The organism is Undibacterium sp. RuRC25W (assembly GCF_049339825.1).
Classification (GTDB): domain Bacteria; phylum Pseudomonadota; class Gammaproteobacteria; order Burkholderiales; family Burkholderiaceae_D; genus Undibacterium.
Genome location: NZ_JBMPPD010000012.1, coordinates 84,963 through 97,864, shown reverse-complemented (window position 1 = coordinate 97,864; position 12,902 = coordinate 84,963). Strand labels below are relative to the sequence as shown.

At 47.3% G+C, this 12,902-nt stretch carries 10 protein-coding genes and 1 riboswitch; of the genes, 5 read left to right on the top strand and 5 right to left on the bottom strand.

Annotated features, from left to right (window positions below; translation table 11 throughout):
* Window positions 1-249: 249 nt before the first annotated feature.
* The 3 genes from ACO0KV_RS07880 to ACO0KV_RS07870 form a co-directional block, all read right to left on the bottom strand.
* Window positions 250-2,919, bottom strand: a complete 2,670-nt coding sequence (locus ACO0KV_RS07880) for a putative Ig domain-containing protein (protein WP_423041586.1) — start codon at window positions 2,917-2,919, stop codon at window positions 250-252.
* Between the two features lie 62 nt (window positions 2,920-2,981).
* A riboswitch (cyclic di-GMP riboswitch) is annotated at window positions 2,982-3,076 on the bottom strand.
* 280 nt (window positions 3,077-3,356) lie between these two features.
* Window positions 3,357-3,938: a GNAT family N-acetyltransferase gene (locus ACO0KV_RS07875; protein WP_423041584.1), complete on the bottom strand. Its 582-nt coding sequence runs from the start codon at window positions 3,936-3,938 to the stop codon at window positions 3,357-3,359.
* Window positions 3,939-4,032: 94 nt separating this feature from the next.
* Entirely contained in the window at window positions 4,033-4,971 is a 939-nt protein-coding gene (locus ACO0KV_RS07870) for a histone deacetylase family protein (RefSeq protein WP_423041582.1), read from the bottom strand.
* 351 nt (window positions 4,972-5,322) lie between these two features.
* Here ACO0KV_RS07870 and ACO0KV_RS07865 point away from each other — a divergent pair, with 351 nt between their 5' ends.
* The 5 genes from ACO0KV_RS07865 to ACO0KV_RS07845 all read left to right on the top strand — a co-directional run bounded on the left by ACO0KV_RS07865 (window position 5,323) and on the right by ACO0KV_RS07845 (window position 11,015).
* Window positions 5,323-6,243, top strand: a complete 921-nt coding sequence (locus tag ACO0KV_RS07865) for an AAA family ATPase (RefSeq protein WP_423041580.1) — start codon at window positions 5,323-5,325, stop codon at window positions 6,241-6,243.
* A 24-nt stretch (window positions 6,244-6,267) separates the two neighbouring features.
* Window positions 6,268-7,239 (top strand): DUF58 domain-containing protein, encoded by a 972-nt coding sequence (locus ACO0KV_RS07860; protein WP_423041578.1) that lies wholly within the window; start codon window positions 6,268-6,270, stop codon window positions 7,237-7,239.
* Between the two features lie 4 nt (window positions 7,240-7,243).
* Entirely contained in the window at window positions 7,244-9,238 is a 1,995-nt protein-coding gene (locus ACO0KV_RS07855; RefSeq protein ID WP_423041576.1) for a transglutaminaseTgpA domain-containing protein, read from the top strand.
* A 16-nt stretch (window positions 9,239-9,254) separates the two neighbouring features.
* Complete coding sequence (mltB, locus tag ACO0KV_RS07850) at window positions 9,255-10,358, top strand: lytic murein transglycosylase B (RefSeq protein ID WP_423041574.1); 1,104 nt, start codon at window positions 9,255-9,257, stop codon at window positions 10,356-10,358.
* A gap of 357 nt (window positions 10,359-10,715) precedes the next feature.
* Window positions 10,716-11,015: a hypothetical protein gene (locus ACO0KV_RS07845; protein ID WP_110257001.1), complete on the top strand. Its 300-nt coding sequence runs from the start codon at window positions 10,716-10,718 to the stop codon at window positions 11,013-11,015.
* Window positions 11,016-11,262: 247 nt separating this feature from the next.
* Here the strand turns inward: ACO0KV_RS07845 and cysM are convergent, their stop codons facing one another.
* Together cysM and ACO0KV_RS07835 are read right to left on the bottom strand one after the other, a co-directional pair.
* The gene (gene cysM / locus ACO0KV_RS07840; protein ID WP_423041572.1) at window positions 11,263-12,165 is read right to left on the bottom strand and encodes a cysteine synthase CysM; all 903 of its coding nucleotides are present in this window, start codon (window positions 12,163-12,165) and stop codon (window positions 11,263-11,265) included.
* A 251-nt stretch (window positions 12,166-12,416) separates the two neighbouring features.
* Window positions 12,417-12,812: a ComEA family DNA-binding protein gene (locus ACO0KV_RS07835; protein WP_423041570.1), complete on the bottom strand. Its 396-nt coding sequence runs from the start codon at window positions 12,810-12,812 to the stop codon at window positions 12,417-12,419.
* Window positions 12,813-12,902: the final 90 nt, after the last annotated feature.

Below are 12,902 nucleotides of genomic sequence, written 5' to 3'. Positions count from 1 at the left end.
CGGCTTGATAACCCGCTGAACCTTCTTGATACCGTTTAACAACGGCCAGTTTGAATTGCTTTGTGTATTTACTCATGAAAACACCCCAAAAGTTAGGACGGGTGTCCAACTTTTGGGGTGCAGTTCACAATATGGTCTTTTTGTTCATCCACATGCTGTTCGCTTCTGATGCATACATTCAATACAAAAAACGGTACTGAACAGATCAGTACCGTTTTTTTCTTCACAAACTCAGAGCGTCAGCGACAATCAATGTGCGGTAATCGTCACTGGAACGGATACCGTTGCAGTGCGGCCAAGATTATCGGTCACAGTGACTTTCAAGGTATATGTTCCTGTAACAGGGTTAGACCAACTTGCTACTAACGATATACCAGTCGCGCTGCCTGGCATCAGAGTCATGCCCAAAGGAACACCTGAGATGGAAATAGAGATCCCAGTAGCGCCAGTATCAGTCACACTAATCGTTCCCGACATTGCCTTACCTGCCACACCTGTCATTGCAGGCGCTGTAATCACTGGTCCCACTGGCGCCACTGCACTAATGACGATGGTATAGATACCCTGACCACTTAAGCCTGTTTTTGTATCTTTCACAATCACTGTGACGTTATAGGTTCCTACAACCGGTTTTGCCCAGGTCACAATGCCACCCGTGCTGATAGTCAAGCCGGATGGTGCTCCGCTTAAGGTATAGGTCAGGGGATTGCTATTGGCCACACTGACTGCAAACGACAGCGACGTGCCGACAGTGCCGCTGATACTGCCACCGCTGACGACAGGTGCTGGCTGCATTGCAATAGTTACGACGTACACGCCTTTGCCGCTAAGACCAGTCTTACTGTCAGTCGCAGTAACAGTGACGGAATAGGTTCCTAACACCGGCGTAGCCCAACTTACAACACCAGCGCTATTGATCGTCATACCCGATGGCGCACCGCTTAAGCTGACGGTATAGGGGTTGCTGTCATTGATGCTCGCCGTGAATGACAACGCAGTACCGACTTTTCCACTCACGTTAGCGCCAGTGACGACCGGCGGTACTGGCGCTGCGATTGTTACAACATAAACACCTTTACCGGACAAATTCGCCTTGGCATCTGTCGCAGTGACGGTTACGGTATAAGTGCCAGCGACAGGCATAGCCCAAGTAACAATACCCGTACTATTAATGGACAAGCCAGACGGTGCACCGCTTAAACTGAAGCTTAAAGGATTAGGAGATGAGGCCGAGACCGTGAAGGACAAAGGAGTTCCAACTTGACCGCTGACACTCGCGCCATTGACAACCGGCGCACTGACCGCGCCAGAGCCCGCTAAGGCAGTCAAGAGATTAGTCACGTTCGGCGTACCTAATCCGGCTGGGAAGTCATATCCAGTTTTTGCAGAACAAGCAGCGCAGCTACCATCGTTACCTTGCTTAATATCAGCAAAGCTGCTGGCGTAAGCTCCTGGTACTGTCGAAATCTGTTGATAAAGAACAGTGTGTGGCGCACCCAATAATGCTTTGGATGATTGCACGCGTAGTGCATTCGCCACTGCGATAATACCTGCCCATTGCGGTGTCGCGAGACTAGTTCCACCCGCACTTAACCAGCCAACGGAGCTACTACCCTGATTGATGACGGCAACATATTGGCCAGTTGAAGGATCTGCATTAAAAGACACATCAGCAACCGTGCGATTGGTCGGCGTTCCCATACCTGGCACAGCATTATTTTGATAGGCTGGCGTAGGGGTATAAGCACTGACGCCGCCACCGGTACCGGACCAGATTGCTTCAGAACGTGTTCCACCGTTGTAAGTAAGCGATGTACCGCCAATAGCGAGCACACGAGAAGATACGGATGGCCAGCTCACGCCAGCGCCATTATCACCGGTTGCCGCCAAGTAGGTCATTTGCGCATTTGAAAAAGCAGAATCAACAGACGCAGTCCAACTCCCTTCTACACCGCCAAAACTCATTGACACCACACCCGGGCCCATTTTATTGGCAAGATTGATCGCACCGATAAGGCCAGTATTGGATGCATCCGCAGACTCAATCAACACAATACGTGCCAAAGGTGCCGTCGCGTGTGCCCATTGAACATCAAGCGTGATCTCGGTCGCCCAGCCAGAGTTATAGGCTGGCGCTGTCGATGTCATGCCTGCAGCAGGCGTACTATAAACAATAGAAAAATCACACGAGGAAACGGATGGCGCCGATAAAGGCAACGACGCGTTTGTAGCAATGGTTTTCACCGTACACGCAGGCAAACCGAACTTTTGATTAAACGCAGTCAACTCCGCAACGACGTTCGGATCGCTTTGTGCATCGACAATATAAATCGTCTGTCCAGCACCCAACTGCGCTGCCTGTGCTGCGCTCAAGCCAGTAAAGCTGGCTGGTAAGCTTGGCAAACCATACGCTGCGCGAATTTGTGCTGGTGTATAGGTTGTAGCGAAAGACGAGCTCACCTTAGGGGTTACCGCACCTGTGTTGACGCTTTGTGCACTCAGAAGACGCGCCGAGTGGACTGACTGTAAAGTTGACAACGTCAGACCACGTGTTGAGAGTCCTTGGAACTCACTAGGGATGGCTTGCTGACTTGGCACCAATCTGGCTGAAGCAACAGGATTAACGACGTCAACATCAGAAGGAGCGACAAGAATAACAGGTGCAACGTGAAACGTCGGCGATACGGTGACAAGTGGTATCTCTGTCGTTGGTGCGCTGACGCCAAAAGTCATGGTTGCACTTGAAACCTGCGCAGTTACGTCTGTGCTTGCTGCCGTCGATGTAGTACCGGTACCGCTGCCACAAGCACTAAGCACACTGAGCACACTGAGCATACCAGCAGACGCCAGCACACACACTAAGGGGGAAGAAATAGTGGAAAAAACGGATGTTAACAAGCGTTTTTGATTGAAACTCATGGTGTCAGCTCTCCAAAATGGAAAAAGGCTGCGCACGCACAGTGTCAGTAAAGCACGCCAACACTGGCAACCCCGCTACCTTAGTACACTAATAAGTGAGCACCGTAGGTCGGAAGCTTTGCGTCCCCGGCTTTCGACGGGTTTGCCTAAATAAATCAATTAAAGTAATACGACAGATTATACAAATAAAAATCCACAAACGAAAGCGAAAAATCAGTTGCCATTGCCTATAAAAATAGCATTTCAACACATTTTTATCGTTAAAAATCAGCTATGTAGCGTTTATTTAGTAATTTCAGCATCTATTGTACTAGCGTTCAATGACTTCTCGATACGCAGAACACACGAGTACGAAGATGCATCAGATTTTTTCATTAATGATTCCTTGCAACAAATAGAAGCCAAAAAATTATCACCATCGGCATTAAGCGATGACGTCAGGATCCTGCCATCAACGGATTTTCTTTGACATGGCGTGAGTGATACTCTTCGAGCGTCACCCGATAAATCAGACTCGGTAACTGCCCTGCCACATCTTGCGTATCGCTGTGCAAGCGCATACCTATCTTTTCAATGGTGCGCCGGGATTCGGTATTCGCTGGCCTTACTAGCGCATACACCGCGGGTTCTACTCTCGTTCTGAAGGCGACATCCAGCGCCGCGCACGCCATTTCCTGTGCGAAACCCTTGCCCCACGCACAGCGAGCCAATCGGAAATACAAATTTAACCCAGTGACATCTCCAATTTGCTTATGCATGATGCCACCAAAACCAAGCACGACAGCGGGCGCGAACTGATCACAGACTGTCCAATAACCAATTCCCTTGTCATCCCATGCCGCACTCCATATCTGCAGCAAGTGCTCGGTCTGCTCTCGCGTACGGGGACCGGTAGGATTATGTAGATTCGTCGCGGGATCGCCATGAATTTCAGCCGCGATATCAAGATCAGACAACGATAATCGGCGTAAAAGTAACCGGGAAGTTTTCAATAATGAACAAGAATCGTAATCCTGCATGAGATGATATCCTGCGATAAAAATGAGCGTTCAAAAAATAGTGCCATCGGTGGCATCGGTGGCATCAATCGGGGACATCAAAGCGACCGGTACTTTATTCAAGATCAGCAAGCGTTTTGACATGCGCAATCACGCTACGACCTAACGCCGAGAGGTTATAACCTCCCTCCAGACAGCTCACAATGCGCCCTAGCGCAAACTCATTAGCAATCTCCATGATTTGGCGGGTCATCCATGCATAGTCCGCTTCAACCAAGCCCAGTTGTCCCATATCGTCTTCTCTGTGAGCATCAAAGCCGGCAGATATGAAAATCATTTCGGGCTTAAATTCTCTCAATGCAGGCAGCCATTTTTCGGTCACAAGTTCACGAATGGCGTTACCGTAACTGTGCGCAGGAACAGGAACATTAACCATATTGGCAGAGGGCTGCTCTGCGCCGCTATAAGGATAGAACGGATGCTGAAAAAAACTCACCATCAGCACGCGTTGGTCATGATTAAAAATCTCTTCGGTGCCGTTACCGTGATGAACGTCAAAATCAACGATCGCGACACGCTTAAGACCACGTACATCCAGTGCATGCTTGGCTGCAACGGCGACGTTATTGAACATGCAAAAACCCATTGCCTCTTTGCTGGTCGCATGATGACCTGGCGGTCGTATTGCGCAAAATGCGTTATCAATCTCAGCATCAATCACCGCATCTGTCGCCGCAATGGCTGCGCCAGCGGCACGTAATGATGCTCGCCAAGTGTAGGCATTTAACGAGGTATCGGCATCGAGTGGAAAATGCGCATAGTCTGAGCGCTCGGTCGGGCAATTTTCGCGAATCCGGTAGATTGCGTCAGGCGTATGCACGCGGGCCAGGTCAGATTCCAGCGCGAGTGGTGCGTCACGATAATCTAATAAGGTATTGATCCGACTGGCGATCAATTGATCCTCAATGGCCTGTAAACGCTCTGGAGATTCGGGATGCCAAGAGCCCATTTCATGCCTTTTACAATCGGCATGGGTGTAATACGCGGTAGTCATGTCTCGTCTATCTATCTGTTTTAAGAGGTGCGCAAGTATCATCTAATGACATGATGAAACTCGAAAAATCATTACACAATAACAATAAAAGTTATTGCACGACCGCCAGCCATAGGAATTAATGGCCATCCTCTGTTGTGTCTTTTTATTTACTATTTTTTTGCTCATTAGCTCTGCTGCGCATGCTTACTAGCCTCTCTACCTCTCGTCTTTACTACTTGAGTATCGACATTGCTAAGTTTCCGCCTATTTGGTCACTTTTGCAAATGTCACTGAGAGATCACGTCTGATTACAACAGAACAAGCAGAATCGGTTTACACTGCATTCTGGATTTTATTTCAAGGAACAGCATGTTTTCTAAAATGCATCAAGTTGCCAAACAGGTTAATCATGTCATCATCGGCAAAGAACTGCAGATCCGACAGGCGCTGGTGTGTTTGCTTGCTGGTGGTCATTTATTAATCGAGGATTTACCTGGGGTTGGTAAAACGACACTGGCGCATGCCTTGGCGATTTCTCTCGGACTACGATTTAATCGTCTGCAATTCACCAGCGATTTACTCCCTGCTGACGTCATCGGCGTCTCTATTTTTGATCGCGAAAAAGGTCAGTTTCTGTTTCATCCAGGCCCAGTTTTTACACAAGTGTTACTGGCAGATGAAATTAATCGTGCTACGCCAAAAACCCAGTCATCCTTACTTGAAGCAATGGAAGAACGTCAAGTCTCTGTCGAAGGACAAACACGTCCTCTACCATCGCCTTTTTTTGTCATTGCGACGCAAAACCCCGCCCATCAGGTCGGCACCTTTGCACTACCAGAATCGCAGCTGGATCGTTTCCTGATGTGCCTGTCACTGGGTTACCCTGATGCAGCGGCAGAGCGCGCTTTGTTGATGGGTGAAGATCGCCGTAGTTTGCTGGCAAACTTACCTGCCGTGATGCAAGCGGAAGAACTGATTCAAGCACAACGCGAACTCAAAAAAATTCATACTTCCGGACCGTTAATCGACTACGTCCAATCACTGGCGAATGCCACCCGTCAAGGTGACTTGTTTGCCGAAGGAATGAGTCCCCGTGCATCTATCGCCTTATTGCAAGCAGCAAGGGCATGGGCGGCACTCGAGGGCCGTGATCATGTATTGCCTGAAGATGTGCAGGCAGTGATTATCCCGGTCATTGCGCACCGACTCAGGCCCATCCGATCTGTCAGCGGGAAAATCAATGTCAGCAGTGAATTGCTGGCGGAGTTAATGAAACGTGTCCCAGTTTAACTCTCACTTACACTGAGCCGGACAATGTTTAAATCCTTGCAGCAGCGTCTACGGAAAACTCTGTTTCTCGAGCACAAGCCTGAAAGCGGTGAAGTGTTACTGGGACAAAGACGCGTCTTCACGCTTCCCAGCAAACCCGGCTGGACTTTCGTACTAGTGCTTTTGTTGATGTTCATCACCGCCACCAATTACAACCTGAGCTTAGGATTTGCGCTCACTTTTGTGCTGGGCAGCATTGCCATGGTGAATGCTTTTTTTGGCTTCCGGAATATGGCGTATCTGCATTTACTTGCGGGGCCTGCGCAAGCAGTCTTTGCTGGTGAGGAGACGCAATATACGATTTTTCTGATCAATCGTCGCAACCACCAACGGTATGCAATCTGGGTAGGCGTTGCAGAAAAAGGGCATCCTGAAAAGGCGGTGGACATCGCACCACAAAGTCAAATGACACTGCAACTGAGCTATCCGACCCAGCAGCGTGGATGGCAGCCAATTCCGCGCATACGCTTGCAGACTTGGTTTCCACTTGGCTTATTGCGGGTCTGGAGCACTTGGCTGCCAGACGCACAGGCCTTGGTATATCCAAGACCAGAACAAAACGCGCCGCCCTTACCTCTCTCCGGTAACAACCAGCAAGCGGACCAAGGGCAGTCTGGCCAAGAGGATTTTGCTGGCGTGCGCGTCTATCAGCCAGGAGACCCAATGAAGCACTTAGCCTGGAAGCAGATTGCTCGCATTGATACGGCACTGGGTGGTCAACTGGTCACGAAGCAGTTTGCTGGTGGTTCAGGAAGTGATGTAATCATCGACTATGCCGGTCTGCCGCGCATCATGGATACCGAACTGAAAATTGCTCGCATGACCAGTTGGGTACTCGAAGCCGATCGCAATGGTCTTTCCTACGGATTTCGGCTTGGCAACAACGATTTTGCACCAACACAAGGCCCCGCCCATCGCGATGCCTGCCTTCGGGCCTTAGCACTCTTTGAACTGTAAATCGATGCAATTAGGATTCTCTTCTACCATTTTAAGCCGTGACAAAGCTGATACGTTGTTGCTCCTGAGTGCATGCCTGTTCGTATTGCTTCCACATACAGGTCATGTCAGTTGGTGGGTGACGCCCGCATGTGGTGCGATGCTCGCTTGGCGCGCATGGCTGACACTCACAGGACGTCGCTTGCCAACATCCTGGTTTTTATTGCCAATTGCGGCTGTATTAATGCTTGGCGTTTATCAAACGTTTCATACCTTTTTAGGCAGAGAAGCAGGCGTAACGATGCTAGTGTTGCTGCTGACCTGCAAACTACTTGAAATGCACGCCAAGCGCGATTTGTTTGTGGTCCTGTTTCTAAGCTTTTTTTTGTTGCTCAGTAGTTTCTTTTATCAGCAAACGATCGCCTCCGCCCTTTTTGCCTTGTTTGCAACCACATTATTATTAACAGCACAGGTAGCGTTTCAATATACCGGACTCGTACCATCACTGAAGCAAAAATTCAAACTGATCGGCACCCTCATCGCCTTTGCGATTCCCTTGACGCTATGTGCGTTTCTGCTGTTCCCACGAATTCAAGGTCCGCTCTGGGGTTTACCAAATGACGCACACAATGGTCGTTCTGGGTTATCCGATACGATGGCACCTGGCGGCATTAGCAATTTGGTGTTATCTGAAGAGATTGCTTTTCGTGCCAAATTCGACCAACCCATTGCAAATAAGTCTCTACTCTACTGGCGTGGCGTAGTGATGACCGATTTTGACGGTAAAACCTGGCGCCCAGTCCCTACAGACTCAAGTAAACCGTCAGCAGAACTTGATTTTTCCGGCAAAACAATCAAGCAAGAAATCATTCTTGAACCACAAGGTCAGCGCTGGATGTTTGCTCTCGATTTGCCGACCGGACTCCCCATAGTGAGCGAAGGCCGTGTTGGTGAGCTGAGCCAATCGATGGAACTACGCAGCCTCGAGCCCATCGTACAACGACGACGCTATGAGATAAGCTCTGCACCACAATATCGTTTGCAACCAAACGTCTCTCCTAGCGATATGGACAAGTCATTGCAACTGCCCAATGGCTACAATCCACAAATGCATCAATTCGCCACTGAATTACGTCAGCGCTATAGCAACGACAATGACCTGATCAATGCTGTATTGAATTTTTTCCGAAAAGAAGCCTTCACTTATACGTTAGAGCCTCCGCTTCTTGGCATAAATAGTGTGGATGATTTTCTGTTTAAAAGCCGTGCTGGGTTTTGTGAACATTATGCGAGTGCCTTCGTCAATCTCATGCGAGCAGCAAAAATACCAGCACGTATCGTTACAGGCTATCAAGGTGGATATCTCAACGACGTGGACGGCTATTTTGAAATTCGTCAATCTGATGCCCATGCATGGGCTGAGGTCTGGCTTAAGAACAGGGGCTGGATCCGAGTTGATCCCACGGCTGCGGTAGCACCAGAAAGGGTGATGCAAAATCTTGCAAGAGCAATTCCTCAACGCGGATTTGCAGGCTTAGTGGGCAACGCTTTTTCGGGTATATCTTGGGTAAATGCACTGCATATGCGCTGGAATGCGCTCAATAACTCATGGAACCAATGGGTGTTGAATTACAATCACAATACGCAGCGTAGCTTACTTGATTCGTTAGGCTTCAAGAATATCGATTGGGCACAACTCAGTTTGCTCTTTTTTATTACAGGCAGCTTATTCATTGCGATGATTGCCTTCCCACTTACGCGCAACAAAGCCACTCTCACTGCATTGGATAGAGTATACTTTTCGTTCTGTACTAAGATGGCAAAACAGACGGCTTCGCGCAGCATCGAGGAAGGACCAGCGGCTTATTTGCAGCGTCTGAAAATCGTGTTGCCAGCTGATCGGTTGCCACCGGTCGAACGTTTTTTGAATTTTTATATCGCTGCGAAGTACGGTAAGCATGACTTATCGGAACGTCGTGTTGTTCAAGGGTTGAAAGCCTTGCTGGCTGCCTGCCATTAACTTGCAAATACGTATTTTGAAATTTCCTCAATTACTCCTCCTCTCCGGTCTCAGCCTCGCGATCGTCAGCACGTCGGCACTCCCTGTTGATGCGATCGCTGGCAATGTTAAAAAAGCGCCCAAAACGGCGACATCAAAAACAGAAGATCAAGCTGAATACGTCCATTTTTCACAATGGAAAGAAGTTGCCGTTTTTATTAACGAAATAGTTAGCAAACATGGCTTCCAGGAAGCTGAGCTTGTACCGCTGTTTGACCAGGCGCGTTATGTAGAGACAGCAAGACAACTCATGCGTCCAGCGCCACCCGGCAAGCCCAAAAACTGGAAAGCTTACCGCGCCCGTTTTGTGGAGCCTCATAGGATTGATGCTGGCGTCGCTTTTTGGAATAAGTATGCGGATGTCCTCGCACGAGCAGAACAACAATATGGTGTACCTGCAGAAATTATTGTTGGCCTGATTGGCGTTGAGACTATTTTTGGAAAAAATACCGGGAGTTTCCGGTTGATAGATACCTTAACGACCCTCGCCTTCGACTACCCAGATACGCCAACACGTAACGCTCGCATGCAATTTTTCAGGGCCGAACTGGAAAACTTTCTGCTTATCGCTAAAGAATCCGGTGCCGATCCTTTAGCATTTAAAGGGTCATATGCTGGCGCGATTGGTCTCCCCCAGTTTATGCCGAGTAGTATCAGGCAATATGCCGTTGACTTTGATGGTGATGGCCAGATCAAATTAAACGACTCTGCGGTAGATGCCATCGGCAGTGTTGCCAATTATCTTATGCAGCATGGCTGGAAACGCAATTTACCGACAGTGTTTCCAGCAACACTGATCGTCGCGACTGAGGAGCAAGAACAATTGAATACCGCACTTGCACAAGGCTTGCGTGCGACTTACTCTTTGGCAGATTTAAAACAATTGGTAACAACGGCCAGCAGCGATGCCCCCGATGGCATACATTATGGTGTGATTAATTTACAAAACGGTGAAGATAAGACTGAATATTGGCTAGGAACTGACAATTTTTACGCCATTACCCAGTATAACCGCAGCTACTTCTATGCGATGTCAGTGATAGATCTGGGACGAGTGATTCGTGCAGCAAGAGAAAATTAAGCACACTTATCGACTTACAAACAATTTTTAACAATATATTTCAGTTATACCAATTGATCTAAAGAACATTTTGCCCAATACTTGATTTGCATGGTATTAATATCCTTGCGACAAGAAGATGTTGATCTCATCCATCATTTTTAAAAAAAATGCTTTTTTTTATTATGAATTAAACTACAGTGATTAAATCTCGTTAATACAATGGCATGCAACTGATACAATGTGTCAATAGATTTAACAATTTTTTGCTATTTTTATGATAAGGTTTTTCTATTTTAAAGATACAATATTACCGTATGATTAATTCTCATTGAAGCAACTAAATCCAGCATCAATAGACTAGACAGCGAGGTAATTATGGCAAATCTGACCCAGCTTGAATCGGATGAAATAGACTACGATCCAAATAATCTTTTGGATACTCTGATTAAGCAATTGCATTTAAAGAATGACGCAGCGCTCTCACGAGCACTGGAAGTTGCACCACCAGTAATTAGTAAAATCAGACATCGTCGCTTGCCGGTTGGCGCATCCTTGTTGATTCGTATGCATGAAATCAGCGATGTTAGCATCAAAGAACTGCGTGAACTGATGGGTGATCGTCGTGCTAAGTTCCGTATCAGCGATAAGCAATTCAAACCGAAAGATGCAGCTTAATTTAAGCGCAACTGACAATATTACCTTTAATACTACCCGTATTTCAAAGGCAAAATACCGAAGTTACTGATTAGTAATTTCGGTATTTTTTTACCTATAAGAAACATGCAACAAAGAGGTGTCTTTGATGAATGAAGACATACATAAGCGCCTGACCCGGAACGCCTTGCACCGCTGAGGTCGCCCCGATCAAACACATTCAATTCTTCACGCAATGTTTAGTCAATTCAAACTGCACGCCTTTTTATCATGCAGGAAAGACGCCCGTCGATAAATAACGATCGCCGCGATCACAGACAATAAACACAATCGTCGCATTTTCTACGGTTTGAGCGATTCTCAGTGCAATCTGGCAAGCCCCTGCAGCAGAAATACCACAAAAAATACCTTCCTCAACCGCCATTCGGCGCGCCATATGTTCAGCATCAGATTGCGTTACTGACTCCACTTGATCAACACGCGCTTTGTCGTAAATTTTTGGCAAATAGGCTTCAGGCCACTTCCGAATACCAGGAATCTGCGAGCCATCTTCAGGCTGTGCGCCAATAATGCGGACGTCAGGATTCTGTTGTTTAAGATAAGCAGAGACGCCCATAATGGTCCCAGTCGTCCCCATCGCGCTAACGAAATGCGTAACACGTCCTTCGGTATCTCGCCAAATCTCAGGGCCGGTTGTTTCAAAATGAGCCAGAGGATTATCGGCATTAGCAAACTGATCAAGGATCACCCCCTTACCTTCTGACTGCATCTGTTCAGCCAGATCACGAGCATATTCCATCCCACCTGTTTTGGGTGTCAATAATATCTGAGCGCCATACGCCGCCATACTTTGACGGCGCTCGATGCTGAGATTTTCAGGCATCAATAAAATCATCTTATAACCACGCATGGCAGCAGCCATCGCCAGTGCAATACCCGTATTGCCACTCGTTGCTTCGATTAACGTATCACCAGGCTTAATCTGACCGCGCTCTTCAGCCCGCTTGATCATCGACAGCGCTGGGCGATCCTTCACCGAGCCCGCAGGATTATTTCCTTCCAGTTTTCCAAGGATAATATTATTACGAAGTACATTCTCCGCGCCGGGGATTCTTTTTAATTGCACCAGCGGGGTATTTCCAATTGTGTCTTCTATCGTCAGATAAGCCATTTCATTGTCTCTCAATGGTCAAACATGCATTCTAAACGCAGCAGCGAATGCGCGCACTATTCGTCATTTTTTTACCACCCGCTACTTTTGAAGATCTGCATCCATCATCGCTCATTTTCAGTAAAAAGTATTTTAATTAACTACTTACTACTTAACCGGCACTCTCGATCTACTTTATACATTCTTCAAATAAGTAAATAAAAAAAACCTCTGATAATCAATCAGAGGTTTTCATTACAAGCATGGAGTACTTATTTCGTTTTTACATCTTTAGGTAATGCTTTGGCACTAGCACTCGCAACAGCTGCGCTTGCATCAACCTTCACTGCTTTTGTCACTACTTTATCGGCAGTAGCTGACTTTGTTGCGACACCAGGTTTAGCCTGCCCATTAACTGTCAGACCAGCGGCAGAAAGTGCTACAGAGTTCTTATCACCAATGCCTTTGACTCGGGTTTGAAAATCAGACCAGTCTTTAAAATTACCGTTTTTCGTTCGCTCTGCAAGAATTAATTTAGATTTTGCAGGACCGATTCCTTTAATACCATCGAGCGCTGCCTGATCAGCCTTATTGACATCAACATCAGCAAAGGCAAAACCCATCGTCACAATCATGCCTGCGATAGTCAGCAATATTTTTTTAAACATACAAACGACTCCCTACATGTGGTTATCAAATCAAAACCCCAGAAAATCGACTAAAAAATCAACTTTCCTCCTGCGTGAATTAACGGTTCT

Bases quoted from the DNA above. Each gene is read 5' to 3' on its own strand.
- ACO0KV_RS07855 (WP_423041576.1), top strand. From the start codon at position 7,244: ATGCAATTAGGATTCTCTTCTACCATTTTAAGCCGTGACAAAGCTGAT.
- cysM (WP_423041572.1), bottom strand. From the start codon at position 12,165: ATGGCTTATCTGACGATAGAAGACACAATTGGAAATACCCCGCTGGTG.
- ACO0KV_RS07870 (WP_423041582.1), bottom strand. From the start codon at position 4,971: ATGACTACCGCGTATTACACCCATGCCGATTGTAAAAGGCATGAAATG.
- ACO0KV_RS07860 (WP_423041578.1), top strand. From the start codon at position 6,268: ATGTTTAAATCCTTGCAGCAGCGTCTACGGAAAACTCTGTTTCTCGAG.
- ACO0KV_RS07865 (WP_423041580.1), top strand. From the start codon at position 5,323: ATGTTTTCTAAAATGCATCAAGTTGCCAAACAGGTTAATCATGTCATC.
- ACO0KV_RS07875 (WP_423041584.1), bottom strand. From the start codon at position 3,938: ATGCAGGATTACGATTCTTGTTCATTATTGAAAACTTCCCGGTTACTT.
- ACO0KV_RS07835 (WP_423041570.1), bottom strand. From the start codon at position 12,812: ATGTTTAAAAAAATATTGCTGACTATCGCAGGCATGATTGTGACGATG.
- ACO0KV_RS07880 (WP_423041586.1), bottom strand. From the start codon at position 2,919: ATGAGTTTCAATCAAAAACGCTTGTTAACATCCGTTTTTTCCACTATT.
- ACO0KV_RS07845 (WP_110257001.1), top strand. From the start codon at position 10,716: ATGGCAAATCTGACCCAGCTTGAATCGGATGAAATAGACTACGATCCA.